This window comes from Mesorhizobium sp. M1088 (assembly GCF_040318575.1).
GTDB lineage: Bacteria > Pseudomonadota > Alphaproteobacteria > Rhizobiales > Rhizobiaceae > Mesorhizobium.
Genome location: NZ_JAMYMO010000005.1, coordinates 113863 through 134732, shown reverse-complemented (window position 1 = coordinate 134732; position 20870 = coordinate 113863). Strand labels below are relative to the sequence as shown.

Here is a 20870-nt window from a genome sequence, read left to right as displayed (position 1 = left end):
TTCTTACCCTTTTCGTCTCTTTGTTTCTCACACGCTTGAGGTCGATGACCTCCTTGTGGGCGTGCCTAGAGCGCCTCGGCGCCCGAAATGATTTCGATCAATTCCTTGGTGATCTGCGCCTGCCGCTGGCGGTTGTAGGTGATCGACAATTTGTTGATCATGTCGCCGGCGTTGCGCGTCGCATTGTCCATGGCGCTCATCTTGGCGCCCATCTCGCCGGCAGCATTCTCGAGCAGCGCGCGAAAAACCTGCACGGAAATGTTGCGCGGGATGAGATCGGAGAGGATCTCGCCCGGCTCCGGCTCGTATTCGTAGACGGCGCTGCCGCCATCCCTCACTTCCGCGCCAGCCGCAGGCGCGCCCGCCGGGATAATTTGCTGCGCCGTCGGGATCTGGCTGATCACCGACTTGAACTGCGAATAGAACAGCGTGCAGATATCGAAGCCGCCTTCGTTGAACAGGTGGATCACCTTCTTGGCGATGGCATCGGCATTGACGAAGCCCAGCGTCTTGACCTCGCGCAGGTCGACACGCTCGATGATCAGCGCCCCGTAGTCGCGGCGCAATATGTCGAACCCCTTCTTGCCGACGCAGATGATCTTGACCTGCTTGCCGTCTGCCAGAAGCTTACGGATGTGGTCGCGGGCAAAGCGGGCGATCTGCGAATTGAAGCCGCCGCACAGACCGCGTTCGGCCGTGCAGACGACAAGCAGATGCACGTCGTCCTTGCCGGTGCCGGTCATCAGCGCCGGGGCATCGCCGCCGCCGCCGATCGCCTGGGTGATGTTGGCCAGCACCGCGCCCATGCGCTCCGAATAGGGACGCGCCGCTTCCGCCGCTTCCTGCGCGCGACGCAGCTTCGCCGCGGCGACCATCTGCATCGCCTTGGTGATCTTCTGCGTCGCCTTGACCGAGGCGATACGGTTACGAAGGTCTTTTAACGAAGGCATGCTTCAAACCTGATCCCGTCCGTCCTGCTCAAGCAAAGGTCTTGGCGAAGGCGTCGATTTCTGCCTTCAGCCTGGCGCGCAGATCGTCGGACAGCGCCTTCTCCTTGCGGATGCCGTCGAGCACGTCCTTGCCGGCCGAGCGCATATGCGACAACAGGCCATGCTCGAACTTGCCGACCTGGTTGATCGCCAGCTTGTCGAGATAGCCGTTGACGCCGGCGAAGATCACCGCGACCTGCTCCTCGACTTTGAGCGGCGAGAATTGCGGCTGCTTCAACAGCTCGGTCAGACGCGAGCCGCGGTTGAGCAGGCGTTGCGTGGCGGCATCGAGGTCGGAGCCGAACTGCGCGAAAGCAGCCATTTCGCGGTACTGCGCGAGCTCGCCCTTGATTGACCCGGCAACCTGCTTCATCGCCTTGATCTGCGCCGAGGAGCCGACGCGCGACACCGACAGGCCGACATTGACCGCCGGGCGCACGCCCTGGAAGAACAGATTAGTTTCCAGGAAGATCTGGCCGTCGGTGATCGAGATGACGTTGGTCGGGATATAGGCCGAAACGTCGTTGGCCTGCGTTTCGATGATCGGCAGCGCCGTCAGAGACCCGCCGCCGTTTTCGTCGTTGAGCTTGGCAGCGCGCTCGAGCAGGCGCGAGTGCAGGTAGAAGACGTCGCCGGGATAGGCCTCGCGGCCCGGAGGACGGCGCAGCAGCAGCGACATCTGGCGATAGGCGACGGCCTGCTTCGACAGATCGTCGTAGCTGATCAGCGCGTGCATGCCGTTGTCGCGGAAATATTCGCCCATGGTGCAGGCGGTGAACGGCGCCAGGAACTGCATCGGCGCCGGATCGGAGGCGGTCGCGGCGATGATGATCGAATAGTCGAGCGCGCCGCGCTCTTCCAGGACCTTGACGAACTGCGCCACGGTCGAGCGCTTCTGGCCGACGGCGACATAGACGCAGTACAGCTTTTCCTTCTCAGGGCCGTTGTCGTGCACCGATTTCTGGTTGAGCATGGTGTCGAGGATGATCGCGGTCTTGCCGGTCTGGCGGTCGCCGATGACCAGCTCGCGCTGGCCGCGGCCGACCGGGATCAGCGCGTCGATGGCCTTGAGGCCGGTCGACATTGGCTCGTTCACCGATTTGCGCGGGATGATGCCGGGCGCTTTGACGTCGACGCGCTTGCGTTCGGTGGCCTGGATCGGGCCTTTGCCGTCGATCGGGTTGCCGAGCGCGTCGACGACGCGGCCGAGCAGACCCATGCCGACGGGTGCATCGACGATGGCGCCGGTGCGCTTGACGGTGTCGCCTTCCTTGATGTCGCGGTCGGCGCCGAAGATGACAACGCCGACATTGTCGGCTTCGAGGTTGAGCGCCATGCCGCGGATGCCGCCGGGGAACTCGACCATCTCGCCGGCCTGGACATTGTCGAGGCCGTAGACGCGGGCGATACCGTCACCGACGGACAGCACCTGGCCGACTTCGGAGACCTCGGCCTCCTTGCCGAAATTCTTGATCTGGTCTTTCAGAATTGCGGAAATTTCCGCGGCGCGGATGTCCATCAGCCGACCTCTTTCAGTGCAAGCTTGAGCGAATTGAGTTTGGTTTTGAGCGACGTATCGATCTGGCGCGAGCCGATCTTGACCACCAGTCCGCCGAGCAGCGACGGATCGACGGTGACCGTGATCGCCACGTCTTTGCCGGCGACGCTTTTCAGCGCTGCTTTCAGCTCGGTTTCCTGGGCAGGCGTCAGCGCATGCGCCGAGGTGACCTCGGCAGCGGTCTCGCCGCGGTGTTCGGCGGCGATCCGGCGGAACGCCTTGATCATGCCGGGCACGGCGAACAGCCGGCGATTCTGGGCAACGACGCGCAGGAAATTGCCGGTGAGGCCGGTAATCCCTGCTCTGTCGGCGATCGCGGCGATCGCCTTGGCCTGGTCCTCGCTGGAGAAGACAGGGCTCCTGATCAGCCGCGAAAGGTCAGCGCTGCCTTCGAGCATCGTTTCGAACCTGTTGAGGTCGGCCTCGACGCTGGCGACCGAATTGGCCTGCAGCGCGAGTTCGAACAGCGAACCCGCATAGCGTTCTGCGACACCTGAGATTGGCGATGACGATTGGGCCACGGACCGTCTTTTCTCTTGTCTGACAGGCCGCAGATTGTTGGCGCGAGCAAAAACTCTGGCTAAATCTTTGACCTTACTGCATTTTTCCAAGCACGGAGGCGCGGCTTCCGCTATCCCCGGTCGAAAGTCGATTGCCGTCTAGCACAGGCATTTTCAGACCGCAATGCGTCGTCCGGCATGGTTTTCAGGCACTATTGTCGCATCCGCCGGGCGAGTTCAGCAACCAACCCCGGATTGATCCCTGATTCAGGGCAAAAAGCCGAAGGCGAAGGCAAGCGGCAGCGCCGCCAGCACCAGCTCGACGACGATGGAAGCCCAGTTGAACGGCGTGTTGGCGCCGTCCGACATCATCGATAGCAGCCGGCCGAAGGCGGTGAACAGCCAGGAGAAGCCGAGCGCCATATAGAGCAGCGGCTGCGCCAAGAGGATGCAGCACAGGCTGACACCGAGATAGAAGCCCGACATCCTGCCGCGACCTTCGGCGATCGCCGCCGCCTTCTCGGGCTTGACCTGCAGCCTGAGAATCCGGAAGGCCAGCCCTGGCGCCAGGAACAGCAGCAGCCCGAAAAGCAAGGTCACGACGGCGCTTGACCATGCCAGCCACTCGCCCTGGCTCATCGGCCATGGAAACGCAAATTCCATCCTTGTCCCCTCGTAAATGGATATTCAAAATTTTCGGGCATTCTAGCGAAGCAAGAGACATGCGCCAGATGGGCCGTCGCAATTTACGGGGCGTCAGCCCAACGCGAGCGCCGTTGTATCGACCGGGCTAACAGGACGTTACACAACGGGCTGTTTTTTTCTGCACAATTCCTATATTGTGACTACATGAGACCACAAGAGGTTCCGCGCATGAAGACGATGCAACTACGAGAGGCAAAGGCCAGTCTTTCCGCGCTCGTGGAGGCTGCTGAGAACGGTGAGCCCACGGTTATCACCAAGCACGGCAAGCCCGCAGTCATGGTGGTGCCAATCGGTGAGGGACGGAAACTTTATCCGCAGAACAGCCAAAAAGACTTCGTGGATTTCCTGCTTCAGTATCCAGGCGGCATCGAGCTTGAGCGAAACGAATCGCCGTCGCGGGAAGTGGAGTTTTGACCGGCTATCTGCTTGATACGTCTTTTCTCTCGGCATTTGCACCTGGTCGGCCTCTGCTTCCGGCACACGTGCAGAACTGGGTTGCCGAACAAGGAGAACGCGGCTCTTGGCAGCTCTCGTCGATCGTCATCTTGGAGGTGGAACGAGGAATCGCGAAACTGAAGCGGGCGGGCGGGCATATGAAGGCAGAGCGCATCAATGAGTGGTTCGAAAGGTTGCTTCTAGAGTTCAACCAGCGCATCCTTCCCATCGATTTAGCAATCGCGCGAGAAGCCGGAAAACTGGAAGACGCCACTATCGCCAGAGGCGCCAATCCGGGTCTGGCGGACGTTCTGATCGCAGCTACTGCCCGTTTGCACGGCCTGTCAGTTTTGACGGCCAACACCCGGCATTTTGCGATTCTCGACGTGCCTTACCTGAACCCATTCACCGAACGCGCCTCGAAAGGGTAATTCGACAGCTTACAAAAAGCTCTGCGGGTCGATGTCGACCTGGACTCGCACCGAGCCCCTTATCTTTGGTCCCTCGGCCAGCATGGTGCGAATGAACCCTTGCATGTCGGCGCGCCGCTCGCCCTGGATCAGCAGGCGAAAGCGATGGCGGCCGCCGATCAATGACAGCGGCGCCTCGGCCGGGCCGAGCACGAACAGGTCGGTGGCTTGCGGCGCGGCGCGACGCAGGCCACGGGCGTGCCCTTCGGCTTCGGCCCGTGTCACCGCGCTGACGATGACGCCGGCGAGCCTGCCGAAGGGCGGCAGCCCCGCCCGCTCACGCTCGGCGATCTCGCGCTCGTAGAAGGCCTCGGCATCGCCTGAGACGATCGCGCGCATCACCGGGTGGTCGGGTTGGAAGGTCTGCAGCAGGCCGAGGCTTTTCTTGCCGGTGCGACCGGCGCGGCCGGTCACCTGGCTGAGCAGTTGGAAGGTGCGCTCGGCGGCGCGCGGGTCGCCATTGGCAAGGCCGAGATCGGCATCGACCACACCGACCAGCGTCATGTTGGGGAAATTATGGCCCTTCGCGACGAGTTGCGTGCCGATGACGATGTCGGCCTCGCCATTGGCGATGGCTTCAAGCTCGAGCCGCAGCCGCCGCACGCCGCCCATCAGGTCGGACGACAAGACGATGGTGCGGGCATCGGGGAAATGCGCGACGACCTCCTCGGCGATGCGCTCGACGCCTGGCCCGCAGGCGACCAGATGATCGAGCGTGCCGCATTCCGGACAGGCTTCGGGCCGGCGTTCATTGTGCCCGCAGTGGTGGCAGACGAGCTGGCCGCGAAAGCGGTGCTCGACCAGCCAGGCCGAGCAGACCGGACAGCCGAAGCGGTGGCCGCAGACCCGGCAGAGCGTCAGCGGCGCATAACCGCGGCGGTTGAGGAACAGCAGCGACTGTTCCTGTTTTGCCAGTGTCTGCCGCATTTGTCCAAGCAACACCGGCGACAGGAAACCGCCGCGTGCCGGCGGCGCGCGGCGCATGTCGATCGTCTTGAGATCGGGAAGTGCCGCCTCGGCAAAGCGCGCCGAAAGCACCGCCCTGCTGTAGCGGCCCTGGCTGGCATTGACCCGGCTTTCGACCGACGGTGTCGCCGAAGCGAGCACGACCGGAAAGCCGCCGATATGGCCGCGCACCACGGCCATGTCGCGCGCGTTGTAAAAGACGCGATCCTCCTGCTTGTAGGCGGGATCGTGCTCTTCGTCGACGACGATCAGTCCAAGCTCCCTGAACGGCAGGAACAGCGCCGAGCGCGCGCCGGCGACGACCCGCGCGCCGCCTTCCGCTACCTGCCGCCAGACCTTTTCGCGCATCCTTGGCGGCAGGTCCGAGTGCCACTCCGCCGGCTTGGCGCCGAACCGCTCCTGGAAGCGTTCGAGGAAGGCATGGGTCAGCGCAATTTCCGGCAGCAGGATCAGCACCTGCTTGCCGCGATCGAGCGCGGCCGCGACCGCCTCGAAATAGACCTCCGTCTTGCCGGATCCGGTTACACCGTCGAGCAGGGTGACCCCGAATGTACCGGTCGCGACATTGGCGCGCAGCGTCTCGGCGGCATCGCTCTGGTCGGGCATCAGTGAAGGCACGGCGTAGCCGGGATCGGGTGCTGCGACCACCGGCCGCGGCGGGATCATCACCGTCTGGAATACGCCCTGCGCCCGCAGCCCGTCCACCACCGTCGACGACACGCCTGCCGCATGCGCCAGGCCGGATCGCGTCCAGGCAAGTCCGCCTTCGGCCGTCTCCAGCACGCGCGTCCTCGCCTCCGTCATCCGGTCGGGCTTGGCGAAGGTGCGCTGCAGCCCTTCGATCCACGGCTCCGGATCGAACGCCTCCGGCGCCCTGAGCAGCATGCGCGCCACCATGCCGGGCGGCGACAGCGTGTACTGCGCCACCCAATCGACAAAACGCCGCATCGCGCGGTCGATCGGCGGGCAGTCGAAAACCTGCTCGATCGGCCGCAATTTCTTCGCGTCGACCTTTTCGACGGCGCCGTCCCAGACGATGCCGGCGACCTGGCGGGGCCCAAGCGGAACGCGCACGATCGAGCCCGGCACCACGCGCATGCCAGCCGGCACGGCATAGGTGTAGGGGCGCTCGGCGGGCATCGGCACCAGCACCGGTGCGGCCGCGACAAAGGGCGAATCTTCGATCATGAGGCGTGACCTTGCCCCGACTTTGGTCTAGATCAAAGTCCGACCCCGAATGTGCATGACGTGCACATGAAAAATCTTCAGGAGACCGCCATGAAATTTTTTGTCGACACCGCCGATGTCAAGGAAATCCGCGAGCTGAACGATTTGGGGCTGCTCGACGGCGTAACCACCAATCCGTCGCTGATCCTGAAATCCGGCGGCAAGATCGCCGACGTCACAAGAGAGATCTGCGAGATCGTCAAGGGCCCAGTCTCGGCCGAAGTCGTCGCCACCGAATACAAGGACATGATGGCGGAGGCCAAGATCCTGGCCAGGATCGCCGACAATGTCTGCATCAAGGTGCCGCTGACGCTCGATGGCCTGAGAGCCTGCAAGGACATCCGGTCGGACGGCCGCATGGTCAACGTCACGCTGTGCTTCTCGGCCACCCAGGCGCTGCTCGCCGCCAAGGCCGGCGCCTCCTTCATCTCGCCCTTCGTCGGCCGCATCGACGACAGCGGCTGGGACGGCATGGAGCTGATTGCCGATATCCGCACCATCTACGACAATTATGACTTCCAGACCGAGATCCTGACCGCTTCTGTGCGCACCGTGAACCATGTCAAGCAGGCGGCGCTAATCGGTGCCGATGTCATCACCGCGCCGCCGGCGACGCTCAAGGCACTGGTCAAACACCCGCTGACCGACAAGGGCCTGGAACTGTTCCTCGCCGACTGGGCAAAGACCGGGCAGAAGATCGGCTGAAGCGACTATCCTACGAACAAAAAAAGGCCGAGCAATCGGCCTTTTTTTGCAGATTGCGCACTCCGGAAAGACCTAGCTTGCCGCCGGCCTGCCGTGCTTGATCAGATCCTGGGCAATCGACAGCCGCAGCACATCTGCCAGCTCGCGCGCCGCACGGTTCTCGGCGTCGATCTGGGCCCGGTATGACGCGAATTCCTGGCGCGGCCTGTCGTATGACGACGGAATCGAGCGCTTGCCCCTCGCTATGACCGTGCCCGTCTTGGCATCGCTGAGCACATAGTTGGCAGTCAGCGTCACAGTGCCGGCGGTCGGCTCGTCCTCGTCGGTCGTGACCTGCTCGATTGCCGCCGATTCGACGAGTTCGGAGACGCCGAGATCAAGCGAATAGACCGGCGAAGCCGGCTCGCCGGCGCCCTGGCCGAGCGCGAAGATCAAATTGTTGCGGACCTGCTGGGCGTAGCGGGTCTTGACCGGCTTGACCGAGATCGATGCCAGCTCGGCAGCGGCGCCGACCTGCGAGCCGGCGATCAGCGGCGCGCTCGAATAGAGCGGCCGCACCGTGCAGGCGGAAACCAGCGCCACCGAGGCGAGCAGCCCGTAAAGCACGACACGGCGCAGCGTCAGCTCCGCTTTTTTCGGATCAGGCAACGACATTGACGATCCTCTGCGGCACGATGATCACCTTGCGCGGCGCCTTACCTTCGAGCGCTTTCTGCACGAACTCGAGAGCCAGAACCGCTTTTTCGACCGCACCTTGGTCCGCGTCGCGGGCAATTGTCAAATCGCCGCGTTTCTTGCCGTTGACCTGGACCGGCAGCACGATCTCGGCGTCGACGACAAGCGAGGGATCGTAGTCCGGCCAGGGCCGTCCGGCGACAAGGTCGGTGCCGCCGAGCGTCTGCCAGCACTCCTCGGCCAGATGCGGCATGACCGGCGCGATCAGGTGCACCAGGATCTCGACGGCCTCACGGCAGGCCGCTTGCAGCGCCGGACCGGCCTTGCCCTCTGCCGCCTCGTTGAGCGGTACAGTCAAGGCATTGGCGAGCTCATAGATGCGGGCGATGGCGCGGTTGAAGGCGAGCTTTTCGATATCCTCACCGACCGATTTCAGGATCTTGTGCGCGGCCTTGGACACTGTCCCGGCCTCGCCGTCCTTCGCCGCCTCTGGCCGGACTCCGGCGAGCGATTCGGCAGCCGTCGACACCAGGCGCCAGATGCGCTGGATGAAGCGGTGCGCGCCGGCCGCACCCTCGTCGGTCCATTCGACATCGCGCTCGGGCGGCGAGTCCGACAGCATGAACCAGCGCGCCGTATCGGCGCCGTAGCCGTCGGTGATCTCTTCCGGACTCACCGTATTCTTCTTCGACTTCGACATCTTTTCGAGCGGACCGATCACCGCCTCTTCGCCGGTGGCGATTTCGAAGGCGCGGCGCTTGCCGTCGGCGTCTTCCAGCCTGACCTCGCTTGGCGCAAGCCAGCGGCCGTTCGAGGCGCCGCCAACCCGATAGGTCTCGTGCACCACCATGCCTTGCGTGAACAGGCCCCTGAACGGCTCGGCGAGATCGACATGGCCGGTCTCGCGCATGGCGCGGGTGAAAAAGCGCGAATAGAGCAAATGCAGGATCGCATGCTCAATACCGCCAATATACTGGTCGACCGGCAGCCATTCAGTCGCGGCCTCGGGATCGGTCGGATCGTTTGCCCACGGCGCGGTGAAGCGAGCGAAATACCACGAAGAATCGACAAATGTGTCCATCGTGTCGGTTTCGCGCCGCGCATCCTTGCCGCAACGCGGGCATTTGACGTGCCGCCATGTCGGATGGCGATCGAGCGGATTGCCCGGCCGGTCGAACTCGATGTCGTCCGGCAGCTTGACCGGCAGGTCGGCCTTCGGCACCGGCACCACGCCGCAATCCTCGCAATGGATCATCGGGATTGGGCAGCCCCAATAGCGCTGGCGCGAAATGCCCCAGTCGCGCAGGCGGAAATTCACCTTGCGCTCTGCCATCGGCCGGTTGCCGATGGTCCTTTGTTCCAGCAGCTTTGCCACCTCGTCGAATGCCTGATCCGGCTTCATGCCGTCGAGGAAGCGCGAATTGATCATCGCGCCATCATCGACATAAGCCTCGTCGATGACCTGGAAGGTTCCTTGATTCTCGCCTTCCGGCATCACCACCGGGATGACCGGAAGGCCGTATCTGTTGGCGAAGTCGAGGTCGCGCTGGTCATGTGCCGGGCAGCCGAAGATGGCGCCGGTGCCATAGTCCATCAGCACGAAATTGGCGACGTAGACGGGTAGCGTCCACCTCTCGTCGAACGGATGGACGACGCGAATGCCGGTGTCGAAACCCTTCTTCTCGGCCGTCTCCAATGCCGCCACCGAAGTGCCCATATGGCGGACTTCGTCGATGAACTTTGCCACCGCCGGATTGTCCTCGGCGGCCTTTTTGGCCAGCGGATGGTCGGCCGCAATCGCCATGAAGGACGCGCCGAAGATGGTGTCGGGCCTGGTCGTATAGACTTCGAGCTCATGCTCGCCGCCGACTGTCTTGGCCAGCGGCCAGCGGATCAGCAGCCCTTCCGAACGGCCGATCCAGTTCGCCTGCATCAGCTTTACTTTTTCCGGCCAGTCGTCGAGCTGATCGAGCGAATCCAGCAGATCCTGCGCATAATCGGTGATCTTGAAGAACCACTGCGTCAGCTCGCGCTGTTCCACCAGCGCGCCTGAGCGCCAGCCGCGTCCGTCGATGACCTGCTCGTTGGCAAGCACCGTCATGTCCTCCGGATCCCAGTTGACCTTGGAGGATTTGCGCGTCACCAGCCCCTTCTCGACGAAATCGAGGAACAGCATCTGCTGGCGGTGATAGTAGTCGACATCGCAGGTGGCGAACTCGCGCGCCCAATCGAGCGACAGGCCCATGACCTTGAGCTGCTCGCGCATGGCGGCGATGTTCTGATAGGTCCAGTCCTTGGGATGGACCTTGTTCTGCATCGCCGCGTTTTCGGCTGGCATGCCAAAGGCGTCCCAGCCCATCGGGTGCAGCACATTGAAACCCTTGGCCCGCTTGTAGCGCGCCACCACATCGCCCATCGTATAGTTGCGGGTATGGCCGATATGGATGCGCCCCGACGGATAGGGGAACATCTCCAGCACGTAGTATTTCGGGCGCGGGTCGTCATTGTCGGCTTCGAACAGCTTCTTGGCGTCCCAGGCCTTCTGCCATTTGGGCTCTGACGCGCGCGGATTGTATCGTTCGGTTGCCATCGGGTGTTTTTCACTTAAAAGCATGCGCGAGCCGCCGGACAATGCCCGGGCGGCTCAGGAAATGTCGTCGCGGTGTTCACCATGGATTGCCGGACCCGTCAACTGCGGCGATCCGGCGAAAAGCCAAACACAGGCAGGATATAGGCATGGCGAGCGCCGCCGAACAGCTTTTCACGGTCAAGGCAAGGATCGCTGCCGCCGAGCGCGAGGCAGGCCGTGAGGCCGGAGCGGTGACGCTGGTCGCGGTCTCGAAAACCTTCGACGCCGCCGATATCCGCCCCGTCATCGAGGCCGGCCAGCGCGTCTTCGGCGAAAACCGCGTCCAGGAAGCACAAGCCAAATGGCCGGCACTGCGGACGGCGTTTCCCGACGTCGAGCTGCATCTGATCGGTCCGCTGCAATCGAACAAGGCCAAGGAAGCGGTGGCATTGTTCGACGTCATCGAAACCATCGACCGTGAAAAGATCGCCGCAGAGCTGGCCAAGGAGATCGCCAGGCAGGGCAGGACGCCAAGGCTCTATGTCCAGGTCAACACCGGCTCCGAGCCGCAAAAGGCCGGCATCGAGCCGCGCGAGGCTGTCGCCTTCGTCGCCCGCTGCCGCTCGGTTCACGCCCTCGCCATCGAAGGGCTGATGTGCATTCCGCCGGCCGACGAGAACCCCGGTCCGCATTTCGCGCTGCTGGAAAAGCTTGGGCTCGAGGCCGGCGTCGGCAAGCTCTCCATGGGCATGTCCGGCGACTACGAAATCGCGATCGCCTTCGGCGCGACCAGTGTCAGGGTTGGATCGGCGATTTTCGGCGCCAGATGAGGCGCAGCCGACCTTAGGCCACAGGCTGACATCGACTAAGCCAGCATATAGAAACGGAACGTTTCGTTCCTATATCGGTCGAGTTATTCTCAACCCGTCTGGAGCCACCATGCGTTACAATCAACTTGGAAATACGGGGATGTTCGTCTCCGAACTTTGCCTCGGCACGATGACGTTCGGCGCGGCCGGCGAGAATGCCCAATGGGGCCTGATCGCCAGCCTCGACCAGAAGGGCGTCGACGAGATCGTTGCCCGCTCCCTCGCCGCCGGCGTCAATTTCTTCGACACGGCGGATGTCTATTCCTTCGGCGCCTCGGAACGGCTTCTCGGCCAGTCGCTCAGGAACCTTGGCGTCAACCGTCAGGACGTGATCATCGCCACCAAGGTTCATGGCGCCATGGGCGGCGGCCCGAACCAGCGCGGTTCCTCGCGCGGCCACATCATGGATTCGGTCGAGAGCAGCCTCGAGCGGCTACAGCTCGATCACATCGATCTCTACCAGCTGCACGGCACCGACACGGTGACGCCGATCGACGAAACGCTGCGGGCGCTCGACGACCTGGTTGCCGCCGGCAAGGTCCGCTATGTCGGCGTCTCGAACTGGCAGGCCTGGCGCATCGCCAAGGCGCTGGGTATTGCGGAGCGCAAAGGCTTTGCCCGCTTCGAGACCGTGCAGTCGTATTATTCGATCGCCGGCCGCGATCTCGAGCGCGAAATCGTGCCGCTGCTCAACGAGGAGAAGCTCGGGCTGATGGTCTGGTCGCCGATGGCTGGCGGCCTGCTCTCCGGCAAATACGGACCGGGCGCCCCCGGCAATGGCGAGGGCCGTCGCGCCAGCTTCAATTTCCCGCCGGTCAATGAGGACCGTGCCTGGGCAGCGGTCGCTGTCATGCGCGAGATCGCCGTCAAGCACGGCGTCAGCGTCGCCACGGTGGCGCTCGGCTATGTCCTGGCCAAGCCATTCGTGATGAGCGTCATCATCGGCGCCAGCCGCATGGAGCAGCTGGAACAGAACCTTGCAGCCACCGAGTTGCAGCTCGATGCCGATGATCTTGTTCGCCTCGACGAAGTCAGTGCCCTGCCCGCCGAATACCCCGGCTGGATGCTGGAGCGTCAGGCGGCCGGCCGGCGGCCGGCGCCCTTTGTGCCGAAAAAGTAGTTCAATTTACCTTCGATTCGATGCTTTGGGAGCCGGCAGGCTCCCGATCTTTTTTTGGGCTCAAGTCAGCCGAACAGTCTCGACCAAAAAGTCCAAAAACGCCCGCACCCGCGCCGGCAGATACTTGCCTTGGCCGACATAGACGGCGTGGGTGAGTTCCTCGTCGCCGGGATTGAAATCTTCCAGCAGCGGCAGAAGCCGGCCGGCGGCAATGTCGGCCTCCACATGCCAGCGTGCCAGCCGGGCGATGCCCGCCCCCGAGAGCGCCATCAGCCGCATCGCCTCGCCGTCGCTGACCAGCGTATTTCCTATGATCGACAGGGTGATCGGCTTGCCGGCCGCGTCGATAAAAGGCCAGCCCTCGAGGTGACGAACGAAACGGAAGCCCATCCGGTTGTGACGATCGAGATCGGCGGGCGTCTTGGGCGTGCCACGCGCTTCGAGATACGATGGCGCCGCAACGACGACCACCCGGCTCTGCCCGAGCTTGCGCGCCACCAGCCGTGATTCGCCGAGCGGCCCGGCGCGGATGGCGACGTCAGCGCGCTCCTCCATCAGGTCGATGACATCGTCGGTCAACACCAGATCGACCGAGATTTCGGGGTAGCGCTCTAGGAAACGCGGCAAAAGCGGGATCAGCCGATGCTGCCCGAAAGGCACGTAGCTGTTGATCCGCAGCCGGCCACGCGGCGCGGCACCCGCCGCTGCCTCGCGCTCGGCCGCCGCCATGTCGGCAAGGACGCGCACGCCGCTGTCGAAGAACGCCGCCCCCTCCGGCGTCAGTTGCAGCTTGCGCGTCGAACGGCTGACCAGCCGCGCACCAAGCCGCGCCTCCAGCCGCGCGATCAGCTTGCTCACCGCCGACGGCGTCATCCGCAACGCGCGGGCAGCGGCTGAAAAGCTGCCCGCCTCGACGACGCGGACGAACACTTCGATCTCGCCGGAGCGATTGATGTCGGGCCTGGCCATTGGTGAATCTATTTCACAGACGATGTGCCCGATGCAAGGCTGGTTCACAGCACATCGCGGCACGATCTTCCGGATCGGGGCGTGGGAGGACACGGCGCCCGTCGTCAAAACTGGTCGTCATCGAAGTGGGAACCGCCATGCCCCTTGCTCTTTACGCTCTTGCCGCCGGTGCCTTTGGCATCGGCGTCACCGAATTCGTCATCATGGGCCTGCTGCTCGACGTCAGCACCGATCTCGGCGTCTCGATCTCAGCTTCCGGCCAGCTGATTTCTGGCTATGCGCTGGGCGTCGTCATCGGCGCGCCGCTGCTGACGATCGCGACCGGCCGTTGGCCGCGCAAGACCGTGCTTCTGGCGCTGATGGCGATCTTCACGCTGGGCAACCTCGCTTGTGCGCTTGCCCCAGACTACTGGACGCTGATGGGTGCGCGCGTACTGACCGCCTTCGCCCACGGTACCTTCTTCGGCGTCGGCTCGGTCGTGGCGACCGGACTGGTGGCGCCCAACAAGAAAGCCTCGGCGATCGCCCTGATGTTCACCGGCCTGACCATCGCCAACATCCTCGGCGTGCCCTTCGGCACATGGCTCGGCCAAGCCTTCGGCTGGCGCGCGACCTTCTGGGCGGTGACCCTGGTCGGCATCGCCGCCTTTACCATCATTCTGCTGCTGGTGCCGCGCAGCCGAACAGAGCCTGAGAAGAGCAATTTGCGCGCCGATCTCGCCTTGCTCGGCCGCGCGCCGGTCCTGCTTGGCTTTGCCACCACCGTGCTTGGCTATGCCGGCGTCTTCGCCGTCTTCACCTACATCGCCCCGTTGCTGACCGAGATCACCGGTTTTGACGAGACAGCGGTGTCGCCGATCCTGCTGGTCTTCGGCGGCGGCCTCATCGCCGGCAACCTCGCCGGCGGCAAGTTCGCCGATCGCTGGCTGGTACCGTCCGTTCTCGGCAGTCTCGTCGTGCTGGCGCTGGTGCTCGGCACCATGACCTTCGCCCTGCACAGCCAGGTCATGGCCGTTATCTATGTCGGCCTGCTCGGCGCCGCCGCCTTCGCCACCGTCGCGCCGCTACAGTTATGGGTGTTGCAGAAGGCGCAAGGCGCCGGCCAGAGCCTAGCTTCATCCTTCAACATCGCCGCCTTCAACCTCGGCAATGCGGCCGGCGCCTGGCTCGGCGGCGTGGTCATCGCCCATGGTCCCGGCCTCGGTGCCGTCACCTGGGTCGCGGCGCTGTTGCCACTTTCAGCGCTTGCCGTAGCGGCGTTTGCGCTGCGTCTCGACCGAGATCCTGTCCTCGCTACACCGGAAATCGCGCGGTCATAGAACGCAAACCTCAGCCAATCTTTGAAACAGCCATCCTTCCACAAGGAGCAAACCCATGGATTATCGAAATCTTGGCGCATCAGGCCTGAAGGTCCCGGTGCTCTCGTTCGGCGCTGGAACCTTCGGCGGTTCAGGCCCGCTGTTCGGTGCCTGGGGCAACAGCGATGCGGCGGAAGCACGGCGGCTGGTCGACATCTGCCTTGAGGCCGGCGTCAACCTGTTCGACACCGCCGATGTCTATTCGAATGGCGCTTCCGAACAAGTGCTCGGCGCTGCCATCAAGGGCCGCCGCGACGCCGTGCTGATCTCGACCAAGACCTCGCTGCCGATGGGCGACGGTCCCAACGATGCCGGCTCGTCACGTTCACGCCTGATCAAGGCCGTCGAAGACGCGCTGAAGCGTCTTGGCACCGATTACATCGACCTGCTGCAACTGCACGCCTTCGACGCCGCAACACCGATCGAGGAGGTGCTGTCGACGCTGGACAGTCTCGTGCGCGCCGGCAAGCTGCGTTATGTCGGCGTCTCCAATTTTTCCGGCTGGCAAGTGATGAAGTCGCTCGGCCTGGCGGATAGACATGGCTATCCCCGATACGTCGCCCATCAGGTCTATTACTCGCTGGTCGGACGCGATTATGAATGGGAGTTGATGCCGCTCGGCCTCGACCAGGGCGTCGGTGCGCTGGTGTGGAGCCCACTCGGCTGGGGCCGCCTGACCGGCAAGATCCGCCGTGGCCAGAAGCTGCCTGAGAAAAGCCGGCTGCACGACACGGCAAGCTTCGGACCGCCCGTCGAGGATGAGCATCTCTATCGGGTCGTCGACGCGCTTGATGTTGTCGCCGAGGAAACCGGCAAGACCATACCGCAGATCGCCATCAATTGGCTGCTGCAGCGGCCGACCGTCGCCTCCGTCATCATTGGCGCGCGCAACGAGGAGCAGTTGCGCCAGAATCTCGGCGCCGTCGGCTGGTCCTTGACAGCCGAGCAGATGAAGAAGCTCGACACGGCAAGTGAGGTCACCGCACCCTATCCGTATTTTCCCTATCGCCGGCAGGAGGGTTTTGCCCGGCTGAACCCGCCCGCAGTCTGACGCTCCAAAAGCTGGGCGGCGGCTCCCAGACTGCCGCCCGCCCGGCTAATGCAGAACGAACTCGCCGTCGACCTTGCGCCATTCGTTCGGCGCGATCAGCTTCTGGTGCGTGTAGCTGACCGAATGCAGCGGGCCTTCGAGCTTGGCCTTCCAGAACTCGATGAAGCGGATCAGCACGGGAAATTTCGGGGCGATGTCGTAATCCTGCCAGATGAAGCTCTGCAGCAGATGCGGATGATCTGGGAAGTGATAAAGAATCTTGGCCGTGGTCAAGCCATAGCCCTTGAGCATCAGGTCCATTTCTGAATGGTCGCGCATTGCCGGTCCCCTGGTTGATTCTCCTTCCTCCCAGCCTGAAATTGTGCACCCCATTTGCTTATTCGTCTATTGATATTTCTGCGATCAAACCAGATTCCTCCCGCAAAAACATGCGCTTAGCAGCCGCCTCACGAGAGTGCTGACACCGCCCGGCAAGGCACCTGCGGCATCCCGCCGCGCGAATCCAACGTCTAATGTTGCCGTCACCGCCGAACTGTTAATAATGCGCGCGAATTCGCGGCCGCATCGCCGCGATCCTGCCGGCGGTCAAGCCGGCGGTTTGGTTTTGGGGAGGAAGGCGAAGAAATGTCCGATGTTCATGTCCATCGCGTCCAGCCGGCGTGGAAGAAGAACGCGCTGATTGACAATGACACCTACCTGAAATGGTACGCCGACAGCGTCAAGAACCCGGACAAGTTCTGGGGCAAGCACGGCAAGCGCATCGACTGGTTCAAGCCCTACAGCAAGGTCAAGAACACGTCCTTCGACGGCAAGGTTTCGATCAAATGGTTCGAGGATGGCCAGACAAACGTTTCGTGGAACTGCATCGACCGGCATCTGAAGAAGCGCGGCGAACAGACCGCCATCATCTGGGAAGGCGACAATCCCTACGACGACAGGAAGATCACCTATAACGAACTTCACGCACGTGTCTGCCGCCTCGCCAATGTGATGAAGAAGCACGGCGTCAAGAAGGGCGACCGCGTCACCATCTACATGCCGATGATCCCGGAGGCCGCTTATGCGATGCTCGCCTGCACGCGCATCGGCGCCATTCATTCGGTTGTCTTCGGCGGCTTTTCGCCGGATGCGCTGGCCGGACGCATCGACGACTGCAAGTCGACCTTCGTCATCACCGCCGACGAAGGCCTGCGCGGCGGCAAGACTATCCCGCTGAAGGAGAACACCGACAAGGCGATCGAGATCGCCGCCAAGGCCGGAACGAAAGTCGAAAAGGTCTTGGTCGTGCGCCGCACCGGCGGCAAGACCGGCTGGGCCGCCGGGCGCGACGTCTGGTACCATGACGAGGTCGCCACGGTTAAGGCCGAATGCAAGCCCGAGAAGATGAACGCCGAGGACCCGCTGTTCATCCTCTACACATCCGGCTCGACCGGCAAGCCGAAGGGCGTGCTGCACACCACCGCCGGCTATCTCGTCTATGTCTCGATGACCCACCAATATGTCTTCGACTATCATGACGGCGATATCTACTGGTGCACCGCCGATGTCGGCTGGGTCACCGGCCACAGCTATATCGTCTACGGGCCGCTCGCCAACGGCGCCACCACGCTGATGTTTGAAGGCGTGCCGAACTACCCGTCGCAGTCGCGTTTCTGGGACGTGATCGACAAGCACAAGGTCAACATCTTCTACACGGCGCCGACGGCGCTGCGCGCGCTGATGGGCGCCGGCGATGCCCATGTCACCAAAACGTCGCGCAAGTCGCTGCGCGTGCTCGGCACCGTCGGCGAGCCGATCAATCCGGAAGCCTGGGAGTGGTATTTCAACGTCGTCGGCAACGGCAAGGTGCCGATCGTCGACACCTGGTGGCAGACCGAGACCGGCGGCATCATGATCACGCCGGTTCCGGGCGCCACCCACCTCAAGGCGGGTTCGGCGACGCGGCCCTTCTTTGGCGTCAAGCCGCAGCTGGTCGACGCCGACGGCAAGGTACTGGAAGGCGAAGCCAGCGGCAATCTTTGCATTGCCGACTCATGGCCGGGCCAGATGCGCACCGTCTATGGCGATCACGACCGCTTCGTGCAGACCTATTTCTCGACCTACAAGGGCAGGTACTTCACCGGCGACGGCTGCCGCCGCGATGCTGACGGCTACTACTGGATCACCGGCCGCGTCGATGACGTCATCAACGTCTCCGGCCACCGCATGGGCACCGCCGAGGTCGAATCGGCGCTGGTTTCGCATGAGAAGGTCTCGGAGGCCGCCGTCGTCGGCTACCCGCACGATATCAAGGGCCAGGGCATCTACTGCTATGTCACGCTGATGGCCGGCGAGACGCCAAGCGAGGAATTGCGCCAGGAGCTCGTCGCCCATGTCCGCAAGGAGATCGGCGCCATCGCTTCGCCCGACAAGATCCAGTTCGCGCCCGGCCTGCCGAAGACCCGTTCCGGCAAGATCATGCGGCGCATCCTGCGCAAGATCGCCGAGGATGATTTTGCCGCGCTCGGCGACACCTCGACGCTCGCCGACCCGGCAGTCGTCGACGACCTGATCGCCAACCGGCAAAACAAGAAGGGCTGATGCAACCCGCATTGGGCGCCGTCACCGAGCTTTGGCGCTATCCCGCGAGCTCGCTCGCCGGCGAGTTTCAGGAGGCGATCTCCGTCGACTGGTATACCGTCGAAGGCGACCGCCTGTTTGGTCTTGTCGATACCTCGACCGATGAAATCGCGCGGCCCGACCGCGAAGCGAAATGGCACAAGGTGCCCCGCATCCGCACCCGGCTGTCGCAGGCCGGCAGGCTGGAGGTCGCCATCCCCGACGGACGCTGGCTTTCGGCACCTGGCGCGCAAAGTGATCGCGCGGTTTCCGCGTATCTCGGCTTTGCGGCTTCCATCCGGCCGTTCCGCCGGGAAAATGCGGCTCCGGATTACCTCGGCCCCCTGCTGACGGAACGCTACGTCAAAACCCCTATTCATCTGCTGACCACCGCCTCACTGGCGCGTTTGAAAGTGCTGCATCCAGAGGGCGCCGCCGACGCGCGCCGCTTCCGCCCCAACATCGTCGTCGATATGCCAGAGGTCGAGGGGTCGTTTCCCGAGACGGAATGGATCGGGTGCAAGCTGGCAATCGGCGACCTGCTCCTGACCATCTCCGAGCCGTGCCGCCGCTGCGGCTTCACCATCATTGGCCAGAACGGGTTCGACCACAACCCGGCAATCCTGCGCAGCCTGGTCCGCCACAACGCCCATAATCTCGGCGTCTACTGCACCGTCGACCGACCGGCCCGCGTCGAGATCGGCGCCACGATGCGCCTCCTGTAGCTATCGATACAAATCCGCCCGCGTCGGCGGCAGGCCGCTCGGGCCGCGCGCGCGCCTGGTGACAACGGTCTGGAAGACCTGCGCCGAGGCGCGTTCGAAGGTGATCGAGCAACCGGTCAGATAAAGCAGCCAGAGCCGCGCCTTGGCTTCGCCGACCTCGGCGATGGCTTCGTCGAAGCGTGCGTGGAGACGCTCTGCCCATAGCCTGCAGGTGCGCGCATAGTGCTCGCGCAAGTTTTCGACGTCGTAGACGAGGAAGCCGTGCGCCTCGAGATTGCCGAGCGTCATGCCGATCGTATCGAGTTCGCCGCCCGGAAAAATGTATTTGATCAGCGCCTTGAATTCCGGCCCCTTGCGCAGCGTCTTCTTCAAGCTGCCCTTGTCGCGCCGGGTGATGGCGTGGTGCAGATAGATGCCGCCGGGCTTGAGCAGACGATGGATCCTCGAGAAATAGGCCGCATGGTTGGCAAGCCCCAGATGCTCGAACATGCCGATCGAGGAGATCTTGTCGAAGGAGCCGGACAGCTCGGCATAGGACTTGATCTCGATGGTGATGCGGTCCTCCAGCCCGGCGGCGCGGATGCGTTCACGGGCGAGTTCGGTCTGTGCTTCCGATAGCGAAACGCCGTGGCCGACGACGCCATAATTCTTCACCGCATGGATGAGCATCGCTCCCCAGCCGCAGCCGATGTCGAGCAATCTGTCGCCGGGCTTCAGGCGAAGCTTGCGGCAGATATGGTCGAGCTTGTCTCTCTGGGCCTGATCGATATCGTTGGCGAAATCCTTGAAGTAGCCGCAGCTATAGACCATGCGCTCGTCGAGGAAGAGCCGGTAGAATGCGTTGGAAATGTCGTAATGATGCTGGATCGCCTCTTTGCTCGAACCGCTGACGAAAGGATTGCGGCCGGAAAGATCGGTTCGCGTCGTCATCTGTTTTCGCGAAAACAGCACCGCCGGCAGGTCGCGCAGGATCGCCAGCTTCGGCAATGTCTTGAGCTTCGTCCTGAGCTTGCCGTGCGTGGGCAAGGCGTAGAAATCGAACAGCGATCCGTCTTCGACGTCGACCGCCTTGGCAATCCACATCTCGATCAGCGTCGATAAAGAGGGCCGACGTACGATCTGCCAGACGATGTCCTGGTCGTTGATAGTGAGCACCGGGCCGGTAGCCGGGCCGATCCGCTCGCCTGTCCACAGCCTCACCGCGAAACCCGGCTTCAGCGTTTCGATGACCGTCCGAACAATCCGGGCCGCTCTCTCGGCTGCCTCCATCCCCGTCCTCCCTTACCCGGCAAATAACGGCCCGGAACAATCGCGGCTCGATCTTGCCTGCCCGATCGGCCGGCCGCAAGCCGCCCGAGTGCACAAGCACGCTTGTTCAGGA

General features: G+C 63.3%; 19 protein-coding genes. 9 read left to right on the top strand and 10 right to left on the bottom strand.

What is annotated here, in order from left to right; all coding sequences use genetic code 11:
- Positions 1-65 precede the first annotated feature (65 nt).
- From NKH49_RS08705 to NKH49_RS08690, 4 genes are all read right to left on the bottom strand, one after another.
- Positions 66-950, bottom strand: a complete 885-nt coding sequence (locus NKH49_RS08705; protein ID WP_352471280.1) for a F0F1 ATP synthase subunit gamma — start codon at positions 948-950, stop codon at positions 66-68.
- A gap of 28 nt (positions 951-978) precedes the next feature.
- On the bottom strand, positions 979-2508 hold the full coding sequence (gene atpA, locus NKH49_RS08700) for a F0F1 ATP synthase subunit alpha (protein ID WP_352489181.1): 1530 nt from the start codon (positions 2506-2508) through the stop codon (positions 979-981).
- On the bottom strand, positions 2508-3068 hold the full coding sequence (locus tag NKH49_RS08695; protein WP_352540923.1) for a F0F1 ATP synthase subunit delta: 561 nt from the start codon (positions 3066-3068) through the stop codon (positions 2508-2510). Before NKH49_RS08695 ends, atpA begins: the two co-directional genes overlap by 1 nt.
- 246 nt (positions 3069-3314) lie before the next feature.
- Complete coding sequence (locus NKH49_RS08690; RefSeq protein ID WP_352500793.1) at positions 3315-3710, bottom strand: AGROH133_08824 family phage infection protein; 396 nt, start codon at positions 3708-3710, stop codon at positions 3315-3317.
- A 210-nt stretch (positions 3711-3920) separates the two neighbouring features.
- On the opposite strand from NKH49_RS08690, the gene NKH49_RS08685 reads away from it, so the two are divergent.
- Both NKH49_RS08685 and NKH49_RS08680 read left to right on the top strand, forming a co-directional pair.
- Entirely contained in the window at positions 3921-4166 is a 246-nt protein-coding gene (locus tag NKH49_RS08685; RefSeq protein ID WP_254018681.1) for a type II toxin-antitoxin system Phd/YefM family antitoxin, read from the top strand.
- Complete coding sequence (locus NKH49_RS08680; protein ID WP_352471284.1) at positions 4163-4618, top strand: type II toxin-antitoxin system VapC family toxin; 456 nt, start codon at positions 4163-4165, stop codon at positions 4616-4618. The genes NKH49_RS08685 and NKH49_RS08680 overlap by 4 nt, the downstream gene beginning before the upstream one ends.
- 9 nt (positions 4619-4627) lie before the next feature.
- Here NKH49_RS08680 and NKH49_RS08675 read toward each other — a convergent pair whose 3' ends face one another.
- Positions 4628-6811, bottom strand: coding sequence for a primosomal protein N' (locus NKH49_RS08675; protein WP_352613272.1), 2184 nt, complete (start codon positions 6809-6811; stop codon positions 4628-4630).
- Positions 6812-6901: 90 nt separating this feature from the next.
- On the opposite strand from NKH49_RS08675, the gene fsa reads away from it, so the two are divergent.
- Entirely contained in the window at positions 6902-7555 is a 654-nt protein-coding gene (fsa, locus tag NKH49_RS08670; RefSeq protein WP_023678103.1) for a fructose-6-phosphate aldolase, read from the top strand.
- A 72-nt stretch (positions 7556-7627) separates the two neighbouring features.
- On the opposite strand, the gene NKH49_RS08665 is transcribed toward fsa, so the two are convergent.
- Both NKH49_RS08665 and leuS read right to left on the bottom strand, forming a co-directional pair.
- On the bottom strand, positions 7628-8209 hold the full coding sequence (locus tag NKH49_RS08665) for an LPS assembly lipoprotein LptE (protein ID WP_352613270.1): 582 nt from the start codon (positions 8207-8209) through the stop codon (positions 7628-7630).
- Positions 8196-10820 carry a leucine--tRNA ligase gene (gene leuS, locus NKH49_RS08660; RefSeq protein WP_352613268.1) on the bottom strand — a complete coding sequence of 875 codons (2625 nt, stop codon included), beginning with the start codon at positions 10818-10820 and terminating at the stop codon, positions 8196-8198. Before leuS ends, NKH49_RS08665 begins: the two co-directional genes overlap by 14 nt.
- 146 nt (positions 10821-10966) lie before the next feature.
- On the opposite strand from leuS, the gene NKH49_RS08655 reads away from it, so the two are divergent.
- The gene (locus NKH49_RS08655) at positions 10967-11629 is read left to right on the top strand and encodes a YggS family pyridoxal phosphate-dependent enzyme (RefSeq protein ID WP_352613266.1); all 663 of its coding nucleotides are present in this window, start codon (positions 10967-10969) and stop codon (positions 11627-11629) included.
- A 109-nt stretch (positions 11630-11738) separates the two neighbouring features.
- Entirely contained in the window at positions 11739-12788 is a 1050-nt protein-coding gene (locus NKH49_RS08650) for an aldo/keto reductase (protein ID WP_352471289.1), read from the top strand.
- Between the two features lie 60 nt (positions 12789-12848).
- On the opposite strand, the gene NKH49_RS08645 is transcribed toward NKH49_RS08650, so the two are convergent.
- On the bottom strand, positions 12849-13757 hold the full coding sequence (locus tag NKH49_RS08645; protein ID WP_352500794.1) for a LysR family transcriptional regulator: 909 nt from the start codon (positions 13755-13757) through the stop codon (positions 12849-12851).
- A gap of 137 nt (positions 13758-13894) precedes the next feature.
- On the opposite strand from NKH49_RS08645, the gene NKH49_RS08640 reads away from it, so the two are divergent.
- Entirely contained in the window at positions 13895-15076 is a 1182-nt protein-coding gene (locus tag NKH49_RS08640; RefSeq protein ID WP_352471291.1) for an MFS transporter, read from the top strand.
- Between the two features lie 55 nt (positions 15077-15131).
- Entirely contained in the window at positions 15132-16166 is a 1035-nt protein-coding gene (locus NKH49_RS08635) for an aldo/keto reductase (RefSeq protein WP_352683663.1), read from the top strand.
- A gap of 45 nt (positions 16167-16211) precedes the next feature.
- Here NKH49_RS08635 and NKH49_RS08630 read toward each other — a convergent pair whose 3' ends face one another.
- The gene (locus NKH49_RS08630; RefSeq protein WP_023678111.1) at positions 16212-16484 is read right to left on the bottom strand and encodes an usg protein; all 273 of its coding nucleotides are present in this window, start codon (positions 16482-16484) and stop codon (positions 16212-16214) included.
- Positions 16485-16790: 306 nt separating this feature from the next.
- On the opposite strand from NKH49_RS08630, the gene acs reads away from it, so the two are divergent.
- Together acs and NKH49_RS08620 are read left to right on the top strand one after the other, a co-directional pair.
- A complete protein-coding gene (gene acs / locus NKH49_RS08625; protein WP_352471293.1) occupies positions 16791-18746 on the top strand; it encodes an acetate--CoA ligase in 1956 nt (651 codons plus the stop codon).
- Positions 18746-19489, top strand: a complete 744-nt coding sequence (locus NKH49_RS08620; protein WP_352613263.1) for an MOSC domain-containing protein — start codon at positions 18746-18748, stop codon at positions 19487-19489. The genes acs and NKH49_RS08620 overlap by 1 nt, the downstream gene beginning before the upstream one ends.
- On the opposite strand, the gene NKH49_RS08615 is transcribed toward NKH49_RS08620, so the two are convergent.
- Positions 19490-20758 (bottom strand): class I SAM-dependent methyltransferase, encoded by a 1269-nt coding sequence (locus NKH49_RS08615; RefSeq protein ID WP_352451225.1) that lies wholly within the window; start codon positions 20756-20758, stop codon positions 19490-19492.
- Between the last annotated feature and the right edge of the window lie 112 nt (positions 20759-20870).

Excerpts from the sequence above, each read along its gene's own strand:
- NKH49_RS08640 (WP_352471291.1), top strand. The coding sequence starts at position 13,895 with ATGCCCCTTGCTCTTTACGCTCTTGCCGCCGGTGCCTTTGGCATCGGC.
- leuS (WP_352613268.1), bottom strand. The coding sequence starts at position 10,820 with ATGGCAACCGAACGATACAATCCGCGCGCGTCAGAGCCCAAATGGCAG.
- acs (WP_352471293.1), top strand. The coding sequence starts at position 16,791 with ATGTCCGATGTTCATGTCCATCGCGTCCAGCCGGCGTGGAAGAAGAAC.
- NKH49_RS08650 (WP_352471289.1), top strand. The coding sequence starts at position 11,739 with ATGCGTTACAATCAACTTGGAAATACGGGGATGTTCGTCTCCGAACTT.
- NKH49_RS08620 (WP_352613263.1), top strand. The coding sequence starts at position 18,746 with ATGCAACCCGCATTGGGCGCCGTCACCGAGCTTTGGCGCTATCCCGCG.
- NKH49_RS08690 (WP_352500793.1), bottom strand. The coding sequence starts at position 3,710 with ATGGAATTTGCGTTTCCATGGCCGATGAGCCAGGGCGAGTGGCTGGCA.
- NKH49_RS08635 (WP_352683663.1), top strand. The coding sequence starts at position 15,132 with ATGGATTATCGAAATCTTGGCGCATCAGGCCTGAAGGTCCCGGTGCTC.
- NKH49_RS08615 (WP_352451225.1), bottom strand. The coding sequence starts at position 20,758 with ATGGAGGCAGCCGAGAGAGCGGCCCGGATTGTTCGGACGGTCATCGAA.
- fsa (WP_023678103.1), top strand. The coding sequence starts at position 6,902 with ATGAAATTTTTTGTCGACACCGCCGATGTCAAGGAAATCCGCGAGCTG.
- NKH49_RS08675 (WP_352613272.1), bottom strand. The coding sequence starts at position 6,811 with ATGATCGAAGATTCGCCCTTTGTCGCGGCCGCACCGGTGCTGGTGCCG.
- NKH49_RS08655 (WP_352613266.1), top strand. The coding sequence starts at position 10,967 with ATGGCGAGCGCCGCCGAACAGCTTTTCACGGTCAAGGCAAGGATCGCT.
- NKH49_RS08630 (WP_023678111.1), bottom strand. The coding sequence starts at position 16,484 with ATGCGCGACCATTCAGAAATGGACCTGATGCTCAAGGGCTATGGCTTG.
- atpA (WP_352489181.1), bottom strand. The coding sequence starts at position 2,508 with ATGGACATCCGCGCCGCGGAAATTTCCGCAATTCTGAAAGACCAGATC.
- NKH49_RS08645 (WP_352500794.1), bottom strand. The coding sequence starts at position 13,757 with ATGGCCAGGCCCGACATCAATCGCTCCGGCGAGATCGAAGTGTTCGTC.
- NKH49_RS08685 (WP_254018681.1), top strand. The coding sequence starts at position 3,921 with ATGAAGACGATGCAACTACGAGAGGCAAAGGCCAGTCTTTCCGCGCTC.
- NKH49_RS08665 (WP_352613270.1), bottom strand. The coding sequence starts at position 8,209 with ATGTCGTTGCCTGATCCGAAAAAAGCGGAGCTGACGCTGCGCCGTGTC.
- NKH49_RS08705 (WP_352471280.1), bottom strand. The coding sequence starts at position 950 with ATGCCTTCGTTAAAAGACCTTCGTAACCGTATCGCCTCGGTCAAGGCG.